The following is a 20,423-nucleotide window of genomic DNA, read 5'->3' on the forward strand; positions in this document are numbered from 1 at the left end:
AACTGAATATGAACATGGAAGTAACATAGGATTTATTCGCGACCATTAAATAATTAATTTACTTATAATCAGTAAGTTACATTGTTTTTGAGATTTATTATAAAAATTTTGGAAGGATATTTTGAAATTAACTGTTTTGTTGCCAAATGGCGAATTACTCAGAAAGAATGTGATATATGAGCTAAGTTATAGCATTGAGTTCATAACTTAATGCGCCGTAAAATATAGGTTCGCTTGAGTTAAGCAAACCTATATCGTGTTCCAGCTATCTGCAAATGTGCCGCTATTGGAGTGAGGTAAATTATGTAGATTTAAACTACTTCCACCCTTGTAGCCACTTTTGGTTATCTTTTAAATCTCGCCAACTAATTGGATATTGATTTTTTGACATAACAGCCTCTGTAATACACTCAATTACATTACCATCTTCATCAAATTCCACCTCAACAATAATGAAGTGTTTTTCTTTATTTATAGAAGGTGTTGCGGTCCATTTACTATTCAATAATTTTTTAGGGTTTAATTTATTCATTTAATATAGCGACTCTTACTCGTAACTTTTATAAGGCAACTATACGACCCCAACACCTACTTAGTTCAGACTACTGCGCAACTAGCTTGCCCTTATACATTTGCATTTGGCAATGAAAATCATACTCACCGGCTTCAAGCGCGGGTAGTTTAACTGTGTTGCCATCACCCATTGCCAGAGTTTTACTTATATCAAGCTGTGGAAATACCACGGTTTCGGCGCACGGCGCGCCATCTTTTCTATCAAAGGTAAGTACAACCTCTTTGTTGGCTGCCACTTTAATGTGTCCTGGCTTATAAACACCGTTATCAACGACTATCGTTACTTTGTTGTCATCACTTTGTGTTTGCTCTGGTTTGTATAGCCAAAACCAATAAATAATTGCGGCTATTAACAGTGCACCACCTATATTAATCATCAACATAATGTACTCCTTAGCTTAAATTACGATTTATTTGGTTTGAAAAAACGTAAGCGATTAGCGTTACTTACCACTGTAAGCGATGAAAGTGCCATAGCTGCACCTGCAACAACAGGGTTAAGTAGTATGCCAAAAAATGGATACAACACGCCGGCTGCAATCGGAATACCCGCCACGTTATAAATAAAGGCACCAAATAGGTTCTGTTTAATATTTGAAATAGTTGCATTACTCACTGCAATTGCATCAGCAAGGCCATGTAACGAACCACGCATTAAGGTAATGTCTGCACTTTCTATTGCAACATCGGTACCTGTGCCAATTGCAAACCCTACATCGGCTTGCGCAAGTGCGGGGGCATCGTTAATACCGTCACCTGTCATACCCACTATTTCACCGTTTGCTTGGCGCTTTGTTACTTCGTTTACTTTGTCATCGGGCATTACTTCTGCAATAAAGTCATCAATACCAACTTGCTTAGCAACGGCTCGTGCAGTGGCTTTGTTGTCACCTGTTAGCATAACTAGGTGGATACCTTTATCTTGCAGGCGTTTAATAGCTTCAACTGAATCCTCTTTAATAGGATCTGCTACCGCAATAATAGCTTGGAGCTTATTATTACTTGCAAAATACATGGGCGTTTTAGCATCACCGGCAAGTGTTTGAGCTTGCTCGGTTGCATCATCAACGGCTACATCGTATTTATCCATTAGCGCTTTATTACCAAACAATAGTGTTTGCCCGTCAACACTGCCGGTTACACCTTTACCTGTAATTGCGTTAAAGTCGGCTACTTTACTTAAAGCTAAGCCCTGCTTTTTAGCGTGTGCCGTAATTGCTTCTGCCAGTGGATGCTCTGAGCTACTTTCAAGGCTTGCAACACGTTGCATTACTGTATTTTCATCACTGTTGTTAAACGTAACTACATCGGTAACTTGCGGTGTGCCTTGGGTAATAGTGCCTGTTTTATCTAAAATCATGGTGGTGATTTTAGATGTTGTTTGCAGCGACTCACCATTTCGAATTAATATTCCTGACTCTGCGGCTTTACCAATACCCACCATAACCGACATAGGGGTTGCGAGTCCTAGCGCACAAGGACAAGCAATAATAAGTACGGTGGTTACCGCAACTACGGCATAAGCAATTGATGGCTCAGGTCCAAAGTTTAACCATGCAAGCCCTGCAAGTACTGCAATAATCATCACTGTTGGTACAAATATTCCTGATATGACATCGGCTAAGCGCCCTATTGATGGCTTAGAGTTTTGTGCACGCTTTACCATATTAATAATATTAGCCAGTGTGGTTTCGCTACCAATGTGCGTGGCTTTAAATAATAATGTACCACTTTTATTAATACTTCCGGCAACAACTTTATCGCCCGTTTTTTTGCGGACGGCCATTGGCTCACCAGTAAGCATTGACTCATCAACCGTACTGCTGCCTTCAATAACATCGCCATCCACAGGGATTTTTTCACCCGGGCGTACGCGTACTTCATCATTTTTTACAACATCACTAATGTCGATGTCTTGCTCTTGGTCATCGCGAATTACGCGTGCAGTTTTTGGTTGCAGGCCAATTAAGCGTTTAATTGCTTGTGAGGTGCGCCCACGTGCTTTTACTTCAAAAGCGAGCCCTAAACTAATTAAACCGATGATCATCGATGATGCTTCAAAATATACGTGTCTTGCAACTTCCGGTAATAAGTTTGGTGCTATTACCACAAACATTGAATACAACCACGCAGTACCTGTACCAAGCGCTATTAATGTATCCATATTGGCAGCATGGTTTTTGAATGCCTGCCATGCACCGTTGTAAAATTGTTTACCTGATATAGCCATAACCACAAGCGTGACTATACCCACTAAAAACCATGCTATTCGTTGTGTGTCGGTGGTCACACTCATGTCAAAAATAAGCCCGTATATCATTAACGGCGCACCGACCCCTAACGCTAATATCATATTACGCATTAGCTTTTTATAATGTGCCTCATCCGACTTTGCTTTTTCATCAAGTGCATCTTGATCAGACTCGTTACTCATTGGCTTAGCTGAATAACCAATGTTTTCGACTGCTTTAATAAGCGTGCTTTCGCAAGCTTTACCTTCTACACGGACAGTACGCTGTGCAAAGTTCATTTCCACGTTTTGCGCGCCTTGCACGCTATTAAGGGCTTTTTCAATTTTAGCCACACAACTGCCGCAATTAGCGCCTTCAATAATAAAGTTTTGCGCGGTGTCTTTTGTATCAGTCGTCATTACGCTGCTCCTTATTTGCAGAATCGTTTATTGGATCAACAAAAGATTCTATTAAACTACACACGTCACTGGCATTTGCACCATCGGCTGATGTATCCCATTGCGCCAGAGCTGCATGCATTCTGTTTCGTAATTTTAATGTTTCTTGAAATAGTGCTTCGGTTTCTTCTAGGCGTTTAGTAATGAGTTTACGCGTTAACGGACAAGGACAATTCCCCTGCTCTGACTCGCCTATAATGTGTTGAATATCTTTGAGTGAAAAACCAAGTTGACGAGAGCTAATAATAAACTTTAAACGCTGCTGGTCTTGCTTTGTATACTCTTGATAGCCATTTTCTTCACTGCGTATTGGGTTAAGTAACCCAACACGTGTGTAATGACGAACAGTATCGGCAGTCACGCCCATTAACTTGGCGAGTTGTTTAACATACATAATTTAGCTCCGTCGTGTTTCAGTAGCTTCATAATAAACCTAGGTGCAACACATAGGTCAATGACTATTTTAAAACTAATAAAATAATACCAATTCGCTTAATTAAGTAACCTATTTAAGACAAGAAAATCGTGTTGATAACAAGGCAAAGGTTTCGTTATTTAGTTGTTATCACTAATTGCCTCTGCATCCATGCAGTCGTATATCAAAAATGTTTAACGCAGTTAACGCCGAATTTAATCCCTCAAATTGATTAAGTATTGTTGCTCATTAGTATAGTGACACAAACATAATTAACTTAAGCTGATATCGGGCGTGTATTATCTGGAGGGGGGTAATTTAGGAGAGAAGCGCCTAAGTAAGGCGCGTATTAATCTAAGGGCGTGTTGATCATTGGTGGTTTAATTTACAGCAGACTGTTTGGTCTTTAGGCAAGGCAGAGCCTATGTAGTGTGGTTATTCCCCATAAATAGGCGATAACGCAGCATAAATACCAAACATGCGCTGCCCTAGTTTGATTCGCTACGGCTTTGCTCTAATTCGTCGCTTAGTTGCTGCGCTAAAGTTTGTATTTTAGGCATAGCATCTTTCATTAAGCTTTGTGACATTTGCATAGATTCTTGCATTACAACAGGCATTTTTTCAAGTATTTTTTGCCCTGTATCTGTTTTATAAAATGCTAACATATCGGCAATTTCTTGCTCACTAAAATGTTTGTCGTACACGCTAATCATCATCGGCTGCATTTTGGCCCAGCTCATTTCGGTTTTTAATACCGTCGTCATGTCGCTGTAGTATTTATCAAAAATTGCCTGTTCAGAAGGCTTAACGCCCATTTGGTCTGACATGCCTTTCATCATACCTTCAACCTGGCCGTACATAGAGTCAACCATTGAATCTAAATTCATTACACTAATAAGTTCATCTATTTTTTGCTGCTTAGTATTTTGTTCAGCATACAAACTACTAGAAAAAATCAGTAATGATAAAAGTAGTACCTTACCCATAATAATATCCTTTCATATAAATAATCGTTTTATAGTTACATTATTAATTAGTCTTGTAAAGGGTACAAGCAGTCACTAAAAAGGCCGAATAAAATGAATTTATTCGGCCTTTTATAAATATATTTTTATGTTAATCGTCTTCTACATTATCTAGGCCTTTAGTGCCTTCTTTGGCTTTTAGCTTATGATGAATAGCTGACTTTATTAGCATGTAACCACTAATCGGTGCCGTAATTAGTAAAAATATAGTAATGAGTATTTCTTTAACACTTAGGCCATGCCCTGAATTTGCAAAATAAACCATAGCTGCAATTAGCATACTTGCCATGCCCAACGTTGTTGCTTTAGTTGGCCCATGCAAACGCATAAAAAAGTCAGGTAGTTTAACTAAGCCTATTGAGCCAATTAAAATAAACGTACCACCAAATAACAATAATATTGATACAACCCATTCGCTGATCATGTTTTCACCTTATTCAATTATATCGCCACGTAGTAAATACTTACACACTGCAACTGTACTTATGAAACCTAGCATGGCAATCAGTAGTGCAGCTTCAAAATAAAGCCCTGTATCCATACTAATGCTATATAAAATAATCAGTGCAATGACGTTAATGTACATTGTATCGAGCGCTAAAACACGATCAGGCACTGATGGACCAATGATCAATCGCCATAAATTAAGCAATAATGATAAGCCAATCATCGAAAAAACAATGAGTAATACGGTGTCTAACATTGAAATATCTCCTTTAGTGGAGCTTCGTAGCGTTGTTTTATTTGTTTGATAAGTGCTTCTTCATCTTTAAGGTCAAGCACATGTATTAATAAGTAGCGTTGTGTTGGCTCTTCACCCTCAGGTAACGATTCAGCAATTGGGTAAACCTCTGCACTCACTGTACCGGGTGTAAGCGATACACTACTGGCCAATATGGTAATTGGCATATCATGAGTTAAATCTATCGGTACTTTTATAAATGCCGGACGCAAATTTTTAGATGGCCCAAGTATAAGCAAAGCCACTTGTAAATTTGCTACGACAATATCGTACAGCACAATAAGCAACTGCTTGAGAGCCAAGCCCGGCTTTAAAATTAGTGGTTGAGGCTCGCGAAGCGAAAAACTTAATATTGGGATAAGTATTGCAAAAATAGTCGCTAATACTAAGTGCCCTACCGACACGCTATTATTTAACAATAGCCAAACCATAAACAAAAATAAGCTACGAAATGGCGTTGGTAACCAACGAAAACGGGCTTGTAATCTCATCACATGCCTCCTTTAAGTACAGCATTAATACCGCCGCTTATATCATGTAACTGAGTAGCAGCACCTAGCATGTATTCACTTATTGGTCCGCCAAAAATAACGAGCAATGGCGAACACGCAAGTAAACCTATAATTACAATTACCTGCAACGGGTGTGCATTTGCACAATCTGCGTTTTCGCTATTTTTACTTTTATGCTCCCAAAATAAGGTTGTGCCAGCACGCGAAAGCGCTACCAACAACGCGAAGCTTGTTACTAAATATACAGGCCAAAATAGTAAAGCTTGCTCACTATTTAATGTGGCTTTAAGTATCCAAATTTTACCTACAAAGCCTGATAGTGGCGGCATACCAACTACAGTTAAAGCCGCAACAATAAAGCACACACCTAATAAAAATGGTTGTTTAACAGAGCGACCCGCTACTAGCCTATCACCAACTTTACCGCGCTGCGTAGAAACAAGGTCTGCTAGTAAAAACAGTGCGGCACTAACAAGTGTTGAATGCACTAAATAATATAAAAGTGCAGCAGTGGCATTTACATTTTGCAATGCAATTAGCGCAACCAACGTACCTACCGATACTAATACTAAGTTAGAGGTGAGTTTACGTAAGTCTTGCGCTGCCATAACGCCAATGGCACCCACTATAATGGTGGCAATTGCTAAGCCCCAAAGCCAAGGCTGCGCCATATGTTCAAGCGCTCCGGCTTGTTCGCCAAATATCACCGTGTAAACACGAAGCATGGCGTAAACGCCTACTTTGGTCATAATCGCAAACAATGCAGCAACCACAGGTTTAGCGCTTGAATACGTATTTGGAAGCCATAAATGCAGAGGTAATAGTGCGGCCTTTAAAGCAAATACAATTAATAGTAATAAACCACCTGCTTTTGCTAGGTATACATCATCGCCCGAAAGCTGTGATACTTTTTGCGCCATATCTGCAATATTAAGCGTACCAAGTACACCGTACAAAATACCCAAACCGATTAAAAATACGCTTGAGCCAACTAAATTTAATATTACATATTGCAGTGCCGCACGAGTGTTTTGTTTATCACCTGCATGCATTAACAGTGCATATGATGCAATCAGTAACACTTCAAAAAATACAAATAGGTTAAATAAATCGCCAGTTAAAAACGCGCCATTTACACCCAATATTAAAAAATGAACAAGTGGATGATAAAAGCTGCCCTTTTCATCATCGCCAGCACTACCATATAAAATAGCGCCCAAACCTAAAAGTGAAGTTAACGTAACCAATAAGGTAGATAACATGTCAGCGACTAAGACTATCCCAAATGGTGCAGACCAATTACCAATAGCGTAAACATTAATACCCGTATTATTAATATGTACAAGCAAAAGCACACTAATGGCAAAAGTAGCTATTGCCATTACAATTGAAACTAAGCGGCGAATTTTGACGCTTTTACCACATGGCGGCAGCAATAAAATAACTGCCGTCAGCATAGGTAATAAAATAGGTAGCGAAGCTAAATGTTGGATCATTTTTGCTCCTTATTATCTGCAGAGGTGTTAGGCACATAACCATCAACATGGTCACTACCTAAATCGGCGCGCCCACGTATTGCCAAAATAACCACAAATGCGGTCATCGCAAAACCAATCACTATTGCAGTTAGTACTAATGCTTGAGGTAGAGGATCGGCGTATTCTGTGCCAGTACCAAGTACTACCGCTTTATTAATAGTAAGGCGACCTGCTGAAAACAAAAATAAATTAACAGCGTATGAAATCATAGTAAGCCCAAGTACTACAGGGAATGTACGAGCTCTCAGCAGTAAAAACACACCGCAACTGACCAATACTCCAACGCAAGATGCGTACAATAATTCCATTAAATATTTACCTCTTTTTTCTGGGTATCTGCTGTCATATTACCTAAGCTTGCTAAAATCATTAACGTAGCGCCTACAACAGTTAAGTAAACACCTAAGTCAAATGCAATCGCGCTGGCAAGCTCTGTTTTACCGACAAACGGAATATCAAAGTAGTCAAACCAAGTTGTTAAAAATGGCTTATCGAAGAACCAACTACCCACACCTGTAAACAAAGAAATGCCGATGCCTGAGGCTATAATTTTGCGATAATTAACATCAAAGCGTTCGTTTATCCATGCTGTACCATGCGCCATGTATTGCAAAATAAACGCGATTGACGTTACCAGTCCTGCAATAAAGCCACCACCTGGTAAGTTATGTCCACGTAAGAAAATATATGCAGAAACTAATAACGCAAGCGGTAATAAACTTTGTGAAATACTCGCCAGTAATATTGGATGACGTTCTTTAGCCCATGGGCGCCCTTCGCTGTCGCTTGCTGGCATAAATAATGGAATTCGAGAAAGTACTTTAAATATACCTAATGCGGCAATACCTAATACGGTAATTTCTCCAAGCGTATCAAAGCCCCTAAAGTCGACCAAAATAACGTTAACCACGTTGGTACCACCGCCACCTATTTTAGCGTTAGCAATAAAGAAGTCTGAGATTGAATCTAATGGACGTGTAAGTAATGCGTAACAAATACTCGCTATCACTACACCTAACGTAGAGGCTATTGCTAAGTCTCGAAGTACGCGTAATGAACTTGACTCTTTTGGCGAATGCTGCGGCAAGAAAAACAATGCCAGCATAAGTAAAATAATAGTCACGACCTCAACAGTTAGCTGCGTAAGCGCTAAATCAGGAGCAGAAAAACGTGTAAATACAACCGACACCATTAATCCTACAATTGAGAGCATTAACAACGATACTATTCGAGAACGATGACAAATAACGGTAGCAAGAGCACCAATAATCAATAAGCCTGCACCAATTGCATTGTGCACATCAACAGGCGTAAGTGGCACGCTGCCAGCAAGTTGTTGCATTTCAAATAACGGCCAACCTGCACACAGTAATACTACCGCTAACATAATTACAAGGTAGCGCTGCAGCGATCCATTTTCTGTACTGTTTACCTTTGACTGACACCAAGCAACAATATTTAAGATTACACGTTCAAACGTTTTTTTAGCGTTAAGAGGTGGTAGTGATGCTTGAAATTGAAATAGATATTTACGATTAATATAAATAAATAAGCCGCCAGCAATCGCCATCGCACTCATTAGTAGAGGCAAGTTAAACCCATGCCAGATAGCTAATTCGTAAACAGGCATTTCTTTTCCAAGTACAGCTAAAGACGCCGCAGATAAAATGCCATCAATTGTAAAGTGCGGGAACATACCCACTAACAAACAAATCACAACGAGTATTTCTATTGGTACACGCATATAGCGCGGTGGCTCATGCGGCGTACGAGGTAAATCAATTGGTTCACCATTAAAAAACACGTCATGAATAAAGCGTGCTGAGTACGCAACAGCTAATGCACCTGCAACAGTTGCCAGTACTGGAATTAACCACGACATAGAACCAAGCACTTGCTGATGCAGCGTTTCTGCAAAAAACATTTCTTTAGACAAGAAGCCATTTAGTAAAGGGACTCCTGCCATTGCAGCCGCCGCGACCATCGCAAGCGTTGCAGTGTATGGTAAGTATCGCCACATACCATTTAATTTACGCATATCGCGCGTGCCCGTTTCGTGATCAATAATACCAACGGCCATAAATAACGACGCTTTAAACGTTGCATGGTTAATTATGTGAAAAATAGCAGCAACAGTCGCAAGCTCAGTATCAAGTCCGAGTAATAGCGTTATTAAACCCAAATGGCTTATTGTTGAATAGGCTAACAAGCCTTTTAAGTCGTGTTTGAATAATGCTATATAAGCGCCAAACAACAGCGTAGCTAAACCCGTTAACCCAACGAGCAAGAACCAAGTATCGGTGCCTGCCAAAGCAGGATGAAAACGTGCTAACAAAAATATACCGGCTTTTACCATCGTCGCAGAATGTAAATACGCGCTTACTGGCGTAGGCGCTGCCATTGCATGAGGAAGCCAAAAGTGAAATGGAAATTGTGCCGATTTAGTAAACGCACCCAGTAGCACCAATACCAATGCTACTTCGTATAAATCATGAGATTGAATTATTGCTTTACTCGCTAGAATAACATCTAGGTCGTAACTACCAACAATATCACCTAATAGCATCAATCCAGCAAGTAACGCTAAGCCGCCCGCGCCTGTTACAGCAAGCGCCATACGTGCGCCTTTTCGCGCTTCTGATTTATGCCACCAAAAACTAATTAATAAAAATGAGCTGATGCTCGTTAATTCCCAAAACAACCACAGTTGAATGACGTTGTTAGACATAACAATACCAAGCATTGCAGTCATAAATAGCATTAAGTAACTATATAGCTTAGCCATTGAGTCATTAGCGCTTAGGTAGTAACGGGTGTAGAGGATAACGAGCAAGCCTATGCCTAAAATCATAAACATAAACAATAAACTGAGGCCGTCTAACCGCAGAGACAAATCGAGTCCTATTGACGGGATCCAAGCTAAAGAATAACGAATGGTTTCGCCCGCTAAAACGGCAGGTGCATGGTATAGAGTAATCCCCAAAGCCGTCAAAGGCGCAAGAGCCGTTAAACTAGTGCTTAAATTGCGGGATAACTTACCTGTGCATGCAGAAATAACACTGCCAATTAAGGATAACAAGGGTATCCAGAGCAAAGTCATAATGTAGGGCCTTTTATTATCATAAGTTTATTAGGGCATCTCTTTTTAATACTAAGTGATGCTTTTACTGCCTGTTTTTAAACGACATTAATGACTATAGTTATACTGAAAAACACTGATTTTGTCTATAAAAAGCGGTTCTGTATGGGTGTTTTTTAAACAAGAACTAACAATTTATTAAGCCTAAAAAAACAATTAATTAATACTGATAATTGTTAATTTAATATGGCCTTATTTGCAAATGTAAGCGCGCCAGGGTGACGATAAAAGTTACCATTGGTCATATCTAAATGTTTCAACCAAAGTTGTCTATACTGCGCTGAGAGGCCTAACTGCTGATATTGCATAATAGACCAATTTTCACTAGGTTTATAAGCAGTACCCCCTACTTGGCAACTCTTTGCTTTATGCCAACCTGTTGGCGGTGACTCACCATGAGAAATAAATAAATTAGGTGCAACAAAACCCGTTTTTGCACACAACCATGCTTGCTTAGTTTTAGGCAAAGCGTATTCATCTTCAAAACCGTTAAAATGCATCAGCTCATGCAAAAATATACTGTATTTTGCTTTTGAGTTTATTAGCATTGTTCCCATCGTGACATTAGCCGTTCCATCTTTCGGCATCATCACTATAAAATCAAAATTGTTAGGAAGCTGGCTATTAAGTTTAGATGATTGCCAGTCACACTTTGCTATTTGACTAGTACTACTTTTACACTCAAGCATACCCGCAACGTAAACGGGTTTTGAAAAGCAAAAAATATTTTCACGGGGCTCTGGTTGTTTATTATAAGCATTAATAAACTCTGTAAGTTTATATAAGCCACTGCGATGATCGCTCATAGTCAGCACGTTAAACATACATTGCTTATTAGTTTTGCTTATATTTCTTAAAGATGAAAAACCAAGATCATGAATAAACGCGGTAGATATTTTACTCTGTGGTGTTTTTAATTGAAGTTTAAGATGATTTAGCACATCCCCTGCTGGTAATTTATTTTTACTAGCAAGTAGTTTTAGATCGCTCCAACGTGATTGTTCAAGCAACTTTGCTGCTAATATTTTACGCTCTGGGATTGTTAAGTCATTTATAGCGGAGAGCCAAAATTGTTTTGCAGTATCACTCTGACTGCTTTTAATAAGCTTAAGAGAATACATATATTGTGCTGAGGAAATTTTACTGCGAGCGAGTATAGCTAAAGAGGTCTTTGGTAACTGCTCTAGGTGATCAGAAAAATAAGCTGGTGAATTCCAATAACTTTGTAGAACATTGGCTTTTGTATTTAAAACATGCCAAAAGCCAATAGCGCCAAGGTGATTACTCGAGCCTGTAATTAACAAACAACATAGTAATACACCTATTAATTTAAAACGCTTAACTTGCGTCAACACCTTCCATCAACTCAAGTTCTAAACGCGCATATTTGTACTCAATAAACTCATGTACATTGGTTGCTAGCGCAAGCCTAAAATAGTCTGATGCTAAGTACAGCTCACCCGCTGCTTGATGCATTTTGGCTAAGTAAAAATAAGCTTCACATAAACGTTGCGCATATTCTTGCTCAGTTCTAACACCATCACTAATGCCTGATAAAAATGCATGTTCACTCATGTCACCCGTATAAAGAGAGATTAACTGATACGCCCATTGCGAATCATCAAGCGCAGTCGCATTTTGTTTAAGGGCATCAAGTGCGATTACTTTATCCTCGTGTGCCTGGGCTAAATAAACCCATAAAACACGGTACGGATCTTTAGGAGAACGGGCTAAAAACTCGTTAAAGTCATTTTTAGCAAGGCCAGCTCTATCGCCGTAATAAAGGGCTATACCTCTATTTAAATAAGCATATTCATGCTCTTCATCAAGCTCAAGAGCTGAATCAAAAAACTCATAGGCTTTTTCGTACTGCTGCATAAGCGTATGTTGAATACCTAAAAAATTATATACTTCAGCTAAATCAGGCTTAAGTTTTACTGCGCGGTTAAAATCAATACGCGAAAGAGTGGTCATACCTAGACTATCGAAAAGTACACCACGGTCGTAATAAAGCTTAGCTTGTTGCTCTTCGCTTAAGTCAGCCCTATTCAATAACTCCGAGTAGCGTGCAATAGCAATTTCACTTCTAAAGTCAGAGGCTAAAGGTGCAGTAAATGGCACATTAACAATCGGGGTTGGTTCTGAATCTGTTGTAGTTTGGCAAGCGCTTAAAGACAAAATAGCAAAAGATGCCAAAGCTAAATGTTTGAGTATCATTAAAATCCTTAATACCAAGATATATCGCGATTAATATAAGACAGACCTTGTCCAATAAGGTTTCATTAAAGCATAAAAAAAGGGGCTAAACAGCCCCTTTTTTATCATCTAGCTAATATAACTAGATTAATAAGTTAACAATTACGCGTCAGTTGGCGCGTCAGCTGCAGGTGCTGCTGATTCCATTGCTTCTTTAATACTTAGACGTACACGGCCTTGGCGATCTACTTCTAGTACTTTAACTTTAACTTCTTGACCTTCAGAAAGGTGATCAGCCACGTTATTAACGCGCTCAGTACTAATTTGAGAAATATGTACTAGACCATCTTTACCAGGAAGAATGTTTACAAACGCACCGAAATCAACAATACGTACAACTTTACCTTCGTAGATAGTACCTACTTCAAGTTCAGCTGTTAATTGCTCAATACGGCTAATTGCATTAGCTGCACTTTCGCCATCAGTAGCGGCAATTTTAATTGTACCGTCGTCACCGATTTCAATCGTTGTACCAGTTTCTTCAGTAAGCTGACGAATAGTTGCGCCACCTTTACCGATAACTTCAGCGATTTTCTTCTGTGGGATTTTCATTGTGTATATGCGAGGAGCAAACATTGATAGCTCTTCAGAAGGAGCAGAAATTGCTTCGTCCATCACTTCTAAGATATGTAAACGTGCAGCTTTTGCTTGTTTAAGCGCAATTTGCATGATTTCTTGAGTGATACCTTCGATTTTGATATCCATTTGAAGTGCAGTGATACCTGCAGCTGTACCAGCAACTTTAAAGTCCATGTCACCTAAGTGATCTTCATCACCTAAGATGTCAGAAAGAACAACGAATTTATCGTCTTCTTTAACTAGACCCATCGCAATACCGGCAACAGACGCTTTAATTGGTACACCGGCATTCATAAGTGCAAGTGAAGTACCACATACAGAAGCCATTGAAGATGAACCGTTTGATTCAGTGATTTCAGATACTACACGGATTGAATATGGGAATTCAGTCAATGTTGGCATTACAGCTGCAATACCACGTTTAGCAAGGTTACCATGGCCGATTTCACGACGCTTAGGAGAACCAACAAAACCAGTTTCACCTACACAGAATGGAGGGAAGTTGTAGTTAAGCATAAAGTGGTTTTTATGAGTACCAGTTAAATCGTCGATTAACTGTGAATCACGTTCTGTACCAAGTGTAGCTGTTACTAACGCTTGAGTTTCGCCACGAGTAAAGATAGCAGAACCGTGAGTACGCGGTAATACGCCAGTCATTACATCTAGTGCACGAATCATATCTGGTTCACGACCATCGATACGTTTTTCGCCAGAAGCGATACGGCCACGAACGATTTTCTTCTCAAGTGAACCGAATATTTTACCAATTTCTTGCTTATCTAAAGACTCGCCTTCAGCAAGTTCAGCTGTTAACACTGCAACAACTTCATCTTTAGCTACGCCAAGTGCTTCTTTACGCGCTACTTTATCAGTGATTAAGTAAGCTGCGCCTACTTTATCAGCAGCAATTGCTGCAACTTTATCTTCTAGTGCAACGTTTTTAGCTGGTGCAGTCCAATCCCAAGTAGGCTTGCCTGCTTCTGCTTTAAATTCTTCGATTGCAGTGATGATCGCTTGAGATTGCTCATGACCATATACAACAGCGCCAAGCATTACGTCTTCTGCAAGTACGTTAGCTTCTGATTCAACCATAAGTACCGCTTTATCAGTACCGGCTACCACTAAATCAAGTTGGCTTTCTTCAAGCTCTTTTAATGTAGGGTTAAGTACATATTCGCCGTTGATGTAACCAACGCGAGATGCACCAATTGGACCACTGAACGGGATACCAGAGATAGCAAGTGCTGCTGAAGTACCAATCATCGCAACCATATCAGGTTGGATTTCAGGGTTAACAGAAACAACAGTAGCAATAACTTGTACTTCGTTTACAAAACCGCTTGGGAAAAGTGGACGAATTGGACGGTCAATAAGACGTGCAATAAGTGTTTCGCCATCGTTAGGACGACCTTCACGCTTTAAGAAACCACCTGGGATACGACCAGCAGCGTACATACGCTCTTGGTAGTTAACTGTTAGTGGGAAAAAGTCTTGGCCAGGTTGTGCTTCACGCTTACCAACAACAGTTACTAAAACTGAAGTGTCGCCAATGCTTGCAAGTACAGCGCCGTCTGCTTGACGAGCGATTGCACCAGTTTCTAGAGTCACTGTATGTTGACCTAGTTTGAATTCTTTAATAATTGCTTGCACTTAAAATATTCCTTAAATGTATTCTAATAAGTTGTCATCAAAGTACCAATTACAGTACATAATTGTATTCAGTTGGAAATCAATTAAGTACTACAATTGGCAATGATGTGAATAAGCGTAGATAAACCTTTTTACCTACGCGCATAGTATATACCAAAGCTGCTTCAAAATGCGAGTCTAGGGTGTGTTGATCTTTGTGGATTGAAATTTGTTCAATCTAGGGTCGATTTAATCACGGCGCGAGATTTGTAACCTAGTGGGCTAAGTAAAAATCGAGCAACAAAGAGTTAATCGCCCCTAGGATGAACCCGCAGGGCAGCGCATGTTTGGCATTTATGCTGCGTTATCGCCTATTTATGGGGAATAACCACACTACATAGGCGCTGCCTTGCCTAAAGACCAAACATACAGCTGCAAAATTAATCACGAAAGGTCAACACACACTCGCTACTAGATTTAAACTGGGCTAATTAGCGGGTAAATACAACAGCTATTGGTAGGCTATGAAATGGGGGTTTTATATTATAATTCAATAGGTTTAAGAATTTTCTTAATTTGGAAACACAAATTTCAGGCACAAAAAAAGGAGCTAAAAGCTCCTTTTTCTATAATCTAGTTCTTAGCGACGTAGGCCAAGTTCTTTGATTAACGCAGTATAACTAGTGATGTCTTTACCTTTAAGGTAATCAAGTAGTTTACGGCGAGTGCTTACTTTACGAAGCAGACCACGACGTGAGTGGAAGTCATGCTTGTGATCAGCAAAGTGACCTTGAAGCTTGTTGATGTCAAAAGTAAGTAATGCTACTTGTACTTCTGATGAACCTGTATCGCCTTCTGCACGTGCAAATTTAGCAATGATATCGATTTTTTCTTGATTGCTTAGTGACATAGTAACTCCAAAAAATTAAATTTAAAAGGTGTCTTAGCCGATCACTAATTCAGCCAAAACGATTAAGCGGGCGTATTCTACCAACTGTAGGAATAACTACAAGCTAATTTTCCCCAACTACAACTAATAAGCCACCGTTAGGCACATTAGTTGCTTATTCAGGCTTCACGTAATCGTCTTGCTGACTAGCAAGACCACGTTTAACCTTTAAATGACCGTTTGAGTTACGCTCACCAGTACCAATAAATATATTATCCGCAACAACTTTAATTGCACCATCAGGTAAAGCGATTGATAATTCTACAGCTTGCCCGTGACTAAAAATTCCCCCTTGTTCTTTTGTAATTTCAACAACGGGTAAATCAGTTAAAGCAGTATCAATTGGTAGCAATAGCGAGTCTAAATAAGTTGAAGGCGCAAGCTCTTCTTCTTTCGCTTTAGCAAGCAACGCTTCAATCTCATCAAGCGAGACCATTTTATCTGCCGGATACTGACCAACAGCGGTTCTGTGGAGCATAATAACGTGTGCGCCACAGCCTAGGTTTTCGCCTAAATCATCAACGATTGTACGAATGTAGGTCCCTTTAGATACATGGGCCGTCATTTGTAATACGTTGCTTTGTTCATCAAATTCGTCAAACGATAAGCTAAACACGTTTATTTTTCTGCATTTACGAGGAACTTCAATACCTTCGCGCGCGTACTTATATAACGGTCTACCTTGGTACTTAAGAGCTGAGTACATTGACGGATATTGTTCAGACTCACCAACAAAAGCAGCTATTTCTTTTGTTAGCTGTTCACGTGTAACGTTCACATCTTTAGTGCTAACAATTTCGCCATCAGAATCTGATGTTGTTGTACGCTCACCCAGTTGTGCACGAACGATATAGGTTTTATCTGTATCGAGTAAAAACTGCGTAAACTTAGTCGCTTCACCAAAACAAATTGGCAGCATACCTGTGGCAAGTGGATCTAAAGCACCTGTGTGTCCAGCTTTTTGCGCAAAATAAACACTTTTTGCTTGCTGTAATGCTTTATTTGATGAAATGCCTTCAGGTTTGTTTAACAACAAAATACCGTCAACTGCACGGCCTTTACTGCGCTTTGCCATCTGTATCAGTGCCTTCTTCGCTATCTGTATCGTCTACGTGATCAGTACCTTCTTCGCTATCTGAAACATCAGCAGCATCAACACTTTCTACGTCTTCATCTACATGCTTTGCGTTATCTTCGCGGATAATAGAATCCACTAAGTTAGAAATACGCATACCTTCCATTAATGAGTTATCAACTACAAACTTTAACTCAGGCATTATACGTGCACGGATACGCTTACCAAGTAACGAGCGAATATAGCCCGTTGCTTCATTAAGTACTTTTGCGCTTTGCTTTGCTGCGTCTTCATCTTGTGTGTTAAACACAGTAATGAAAATTTTGGCATAAGATAAATCGCGCGATACTTCTACCGCTGACACTGTCACCATACCTAAGCGTGGATCTTTAATTTCGCGTTGTAAAATTACAGCAATCTCTTTTTGGATTTGCTGTGCAACACGATCAGTGCGAGAAAATTCTCTCATTATACTTGTCCTAAAATAATAACTTATTGAAATTAAATAATAAGTTAACTAAATAATGGATATGCAAATGGGGGCTAAGCCCCCATTTAAAATCTTAGCGTAGGGTGTGTAGAACGTCCGGCGTTAACCTGAGCGTTCAATACTCCCTAGTAACAATTATAGAGTACGTTGTACTTCAACTGTTTCGAATACTTCGATTTGGTCACCAACACGTACGTCATTGTAGTTCTTAACGCCGATACCACATTCCATGCCGTTACGAACATCAGCAACATCGTCTTTAAAGCGACGAAGTGACTCAAGTTCACCTTCATAGATAACAACGTTTTCACGTAGTACACGGATTGGAGCGCTACGTTTAATAACACCTTCAGTAACCATACAACCAGCGATTGCGCCAATTTTTGGAGACTTGAATACGTCACGAACTTGAGCAAGACCAATGATTTCTTGTTTAAACTCTGGCGCTAGCATACCTGACATTGCTTGTTTAACTTCGTCAATCAAGCTGTAGATTACGCTGTAGTAACGTAGGTCTAAGTTTTCAGTCTCGATAACTTTACGAGCTGAAGCATCAGCACGAACGTTAAAGCCAACTACAATTGCGTTAGACGCTGCAGCTAGTGTTGCATCAGTTTCGGTAATACCACCAACACCTGAACCAACAATCTTCACTTTCACTTCATCAGTAGAAAGTTTAGTTAGTGAATCAGAGATTGCTTCGATAGAACCTTGAACGTCTGCTTTAAGTACCACGTTAACTTCAGAAACATCGCCTTCAGTCATGTTAGTAAACATGTTTTCAAGCTTAGCTTTTTGCTGACGTGCTAGTTTAACATCGCGGAACTTACCTTGACGGTATAAAGCAACTTCACGCGCTTTACGCTCATCTTTAACTACAGTCGCTTCGTCGCCTGCAGCTGGAATACCAGAAAGACCTAAAATCTCAACTGGGATAGATGGGCCAGCTGACTTAATGTCTTTACCGTTTTCATCGCGCATTGCACGAACACGGCCATACTCAAGACCACATAATACAATGTCACCTTGGTTAAGCGTACCAGATTGAACAAGTACTGATGCTACTGGACCACGGCCTTTATCAAGACGAGATTCAATAACAACACCAGCCGCCATACCTTCAGTAGGTGCAGAAAGCTCTAAAAGTTCAGATTGGTTCAATACTGCTTCAAGAAGGTCGTCAATACCTAAGCCAGTTTTAGCTGAGATATGAACGTACTGCGTATCGCCGCCCCATTCTTCTGGAATAACGTCTAGTACAGCAAGTTCGTTTTTAACACGATCTGGATCTGCGCCTTCTTTATCCATTTTGTTTACTGCGATGATTAAAGGAACGCCAGCTGCACGAGCATGCTGTACCGCTTCTTTAGTTTGTGGCATAACGCCATCATCTGCTGCAACTACTAGGATTACGATATCAGTCGCTTTAGCACCACGAGCACGCATTGAAGTAAATGCAGCATGTCCTGGTGTATCTAAGAAGGTGATCATGTGACCGTTTACATCAACATGGTATGCACCAATATGCTGTGTAATACCACCGGCTTCGCCAGAAGCAACCTTCGCAGAACGAATGTAATCAAGAGTTGATGTTTTACCATGGTCAACGTGACCCATTACAGTTACTACTGGAGCACGTGGCTCTGACTTACCATCTTCGTGGCGGTCATTAAGTACTGTTTGCTCTAATTCGTTTTCTTTAACAATGATAACCTTGTGACCCATTTCTTCTGCAACTAATTGTGCAGCTTCTTGGTCAATCACTTGGTTAATAGTAACCATGTCACCCATTTTCATCATTGTTTTAACAACTTCAGCGCCTTTAACGGCCATGCGTGATGCAAGCTCAGCTACTGTAATTGTTTCGCTAATACGCACTTCGTTTTTAACATCAACAGTTGGTTTTTGGAAACCATGTTGTAATGATGCAGGTGCTTTTAACTTAGACTTGTTACGGCCTCTTGACGCTGCAAATTTATCTTTTGCTGGCGCTTTTTTCTTTTTCTTAGCACGGCGTGTACCTTGCTCATCACGAGCATCGGCAACATCTTCTGCTTCACGTGCATAAGTAGAAGTCGTAAGATGGTGATCCGCTGTTTCTTCGCGTTTCTTACGTTCTTCTTCTTCTTTCTTCCAGCGTGCCGAGTTTTCTTCAGCTAGCTTTCTTGCTTCTTCTGCTTGACGTTTCGCTTCTTCTTCAGCTTTCTTCAATGCGGCCTCTTCTGCTTCTTTTTGCAGACGCTCAGCTTCTATGCGATCTTTCTCAGACTTAGCACTTTGCTCTGGGGTCATCTGCTTTTGTTTCGCTTTACGCTCTGCATCAGCTTTGCGTTTAGCTTCTTCTTTGGCTTTACGGTCGGCTTCTTCTTTAGCTTTGCGTTCTGCCTCTTGTTTCGCTTTTAATTCTGCGGCTTCTTGGTCAGCTTTTTGCTGCTCTTCAAGACGCACTTTTTCTTCAGCAGCTAAGCGAGCTTGCTCTTGTTCTTGTTCCATTGCGCTTTTCTTCACGTAAGTACGTGTTTTGCGAACTTCAACTTGAACATCTTTTGCTTTACCAGTAGAGCCCGTAACACTTAAAGTGCTTTTGCTCTTACGTTGTAAAGTCATACGCGCTGGGCCATCTGAACCTGTACCGCCATGATGCTTGCTTAAATGATCAAGTAACGTTGCTTTTTCAGCTTCTGTTACGTTATCAGTTGCTTGCTTAGTGATACCTGCTTGTGAAAACTGCTGTAGCAATTTATCAACAGTCGTACCTATATCGCCGGCTAGTTTTTCAACATTTACTTCTGCCATAGTGTGTAATACCTCC

The 20,423-nt window shown here is 40.1% G+C and carries 18 protein-coding genes; all 18 read right to left on the reverse strand.

Annotation, left to right across the window (positions count from 1 at the left end; all coding sequences use genetic code 11):
* Positions 1 to 316: 316 nt before the first annotated feature.
* A complete protein-coding gene (locus tag AAEY68_RS14245; protein ID WP_007585532.1) occupies positions 317 to 532 on the reverse strand; it encodes a TIGR02450 family Trp-rich protein in 216 nt (71 codons plus the stop codon).
* Positions 533 to 602: 70 nt separating this feature from the next.
* A complete protein-coding gene (locus AAEY68_RS14250; protein ID WP_024593887.1) occupies positions 603 to 956 on the reverse strand; it encodes a cupredoxin domain-containing protein in 354 nt (117 codons plus the stop codon).
* Between the two features lie 20 nt (positions 957 to 976).
* On the reverse strand, positions 977 to 3,223 hold the full coding sequence (locus AAEY68_RS14255; RefSeq protein WP_350586175.1) for a heavy metal translocating P-type ATPase: 2,247 nt from the start codon (positions 3,221 to 3,223) through the stop codon (positions 977 to 979).
* Complete coding sequence (locus tag AAEY68_RS14260) at positions 3,213 to 3,656, reverse strand: MerR family transcriptional regulator (RefSeq protein WP_010554688.1); 444 nt, start codon at positions 3,654 to 3,656, stop codon at positions 3,213 to 3,215. The genes AAEY68_RS14255 and AAEY68_RS14260 overlap by 11 nt, the downstream gene beginning before the upstream one ends.
* A gap of 509 nt (positions 3,657 to 4,165) precedes the next feature.
* The gene (locus tag AAEY68_RS14265) at positions 4,166 to 4,663 is read right to left on the reverse strand and encodes a DUF2059 domain-containing protein (RefSeq protein ID WP_010554687.1); all 498 of its coding nucleotides are present in this window, start codon (positions 4,661 to 4,663) and stop codon (positions 4,166 to 4,168) included.
* A 130-nt stretch (positions 4,664 to 4,793) separates the two neighbouring features.
* The gene (locus tag AAEY68_RS14270) at positions 4,794 to 5,126 is read right to left on the reverse strand and encodes a Na+/H+ antiporter subunit G (RefSeq protein ID WP_007585525.1); all 333 of its coding nucleotides are present in this window, start codon (positions 5,124 to 5,126) and stop codon (positions 4,794 to 4,796) included.
* A 9-nt stretch (positions 5,127 to 5,135) separates the two neighbouring features.
* Positions 5,136 to 5,405 (reverse strand): K+/H+ antiporter subunit F, encoded by a 270-nt coding sequence (locus AAEY68_RS14275; RefSeq protein ID WP_007378493.1) that lies wholly within the window; start codon positions 5,403 to 5,405, stop codon positions 5,136 to 5,138.
* On the reverse strand, positions 5,399 to 5,935 hold the full coding sequence (locus AAEY68_RS14280; RefSeq protein ID WP_007585523.1) for a Na+/H+ antiporter subunit E: 537 nt from the start codon (positions 5,933 to 5,935) through the stop codon (positions 5,399 to 5,401). The genes AAEY68_RS14275 and AAEY68_RS14280 overlap by 7 nt, the downstream gene beginning before the upstream one ends.
* On the reverse strand, positions 5,935 to 7,452 hold the full coding sequence (locus tag AAEY68_RS14285) for a monovalent cation/H+ antiporter subunit D (RefSeq protein WP_350586178.1): 1,518 nt from the start codon (positions 7,450 to 7,452) through the stop codon (positions 5,935 to 5,937). The genes AAEY68_RS14280 and AAEY68_RS14285 overlap by 1 nt, the downstream gene beginning before the upstream one ends.
* On the reverse strand, positions 7,449 to 7,802 hold the full coding sequence (locus AAEY68_RS14290; RefSeq protein ID WP_010554685.1) for a Na+/H+ antiporter subunit C: 354 nt from the start codon (positions 7,800 to 7,802) through the stop codon (positions 7,449 to 7,451). Before AAEY68_RS14290 ends, AAEY68_RS14285 begins: the two co-directional genes overlap by 4 nt.
* Positions 7,802 to 10,594 carry a monovalent cation/H+ antiporter subunit A gene (locus tag AAEY68_RS14295; RefSeq protein ID WP_350586180.1) on the reverse strand — a complete coding sequence of 931 codons (2,793 nt, stop codon included), beginning with the start codon at positions 10,592 to 10,594 and terminating at the stop codon, positions 7,802 to 7,804. The genes AAEY68_RS14290 and AAEY68_RS14295 overlap by 1 nt, the downstream gene beginning before the upstream one ends.
* A gap of 215 nt (positions 10,595 to 10,809) precedes the next feature.
* Positions 10,810 to 11,985, reverse strand: coding sequence for a hypothetical protein (locus tag AAEY68_RS14300; RefSeq protein ID WP_350586182.1), 1,176 nt, complete (start codon positions 11,983 to 11,985; stop codon positions 10,810 to 10,812).
* Complete coding sequence (gene nlpI, locus AAEY68_RS14305) at positions 11,972 to 12,850, reverse strand: lipoprotein NlpI (RefSeq protein ID WP_165734800.1); 879 nt, start codon at positions 12,848 to 12,850, stop codon at positions 11,972 to 11,974. The genes AAEY68_RS14300 and nlpI overlap by 14 nt, the downstream gene beginning before the upstream one ends.
* Before the next feature lie 141 nt (positions 12,851 to 12,991).
* Complete coding sequence (gene pnp, locus AAEY68_RS14310; protein WP_007585511.1) at positions 12,992 to 15,118, reverse strand: polyribonucleotide nucleotidyltransferase; 2,127 nt, start codon at positions 15,116 to 15,118, stop codon at positions 12,992 to 12,994.
* Between the two features lie 619 nt (positions 15,119 to 15,737).
* Positions 15,738 to 16,007 carry a 30S ribosomal protein S15 gene (rpsO, locus tag AAEY68_RS14315; protein ID WP_007585509.1) on the reverse strand — a complete coding sequence of 90 codons (270 nt, stop codon included), beginning with the start codon at positions 16,005 to 16,007 and terminating at the stop codon, positions 15,738 to 15,740.
* Between the two features lie 154 nt (positions 16,008 to 16,161).
* On the reverse strand, positions 16,162 to 17,121 hold the full coding sequence (truB, locus tag AAEY68_RS14320; RefSeq protein WP_007585508.1) for a tRNA pseudouridine(55) synthase TruB: 960 nt from the start codon (positions 17,119 to 17,121) through the stop codon (positions 16,162 to 16,164).
* On the reverse strand, positions 17,105 to 17,590 hold the full coding sequence (rbfA, locus tag AAEY68_RS14325; protein WP_007585506.1) for a 30S ribosome-binding factor RbfA: 486 nt from the start codon (positions 17,588 to 17,590) through the stop codon (positions 17,105 to 17,107). Before rbfA ends, truB begins: the two co-directional genes overlap by 17 nt.
* A gap of 156 nt (positions 17,591 to 17,746) precedes the next feature.
* The gene (infB, locus tag AAEY68_RS14330) at positions 17,747 to 20,407 is read right to left on the reverse strand and encodes a translation initiation factor IF-2 (protein ID WP_007585504.1); all 2,661 of its coding nucleotides are present in this window, start codon (positions 20,405 to 20,407) and stop codon (positions 17,747 to 17,749) included.
* Positions 20,408 to 20,423 lie beyond the last annotated feature (16 nt).

Origin of the sequence: Pseudoalteromonas sp. RB2-MNA-CIBAN-0110, assembly GCF_040309305.1 — a bacterium.
GTDB lineage: Bacteria > Pseudomonadota > Gammaproteobacteria > Enterobacterales > Alteromonadaceae > Pseudoalteromonas > Pseudoalteromonas arctica.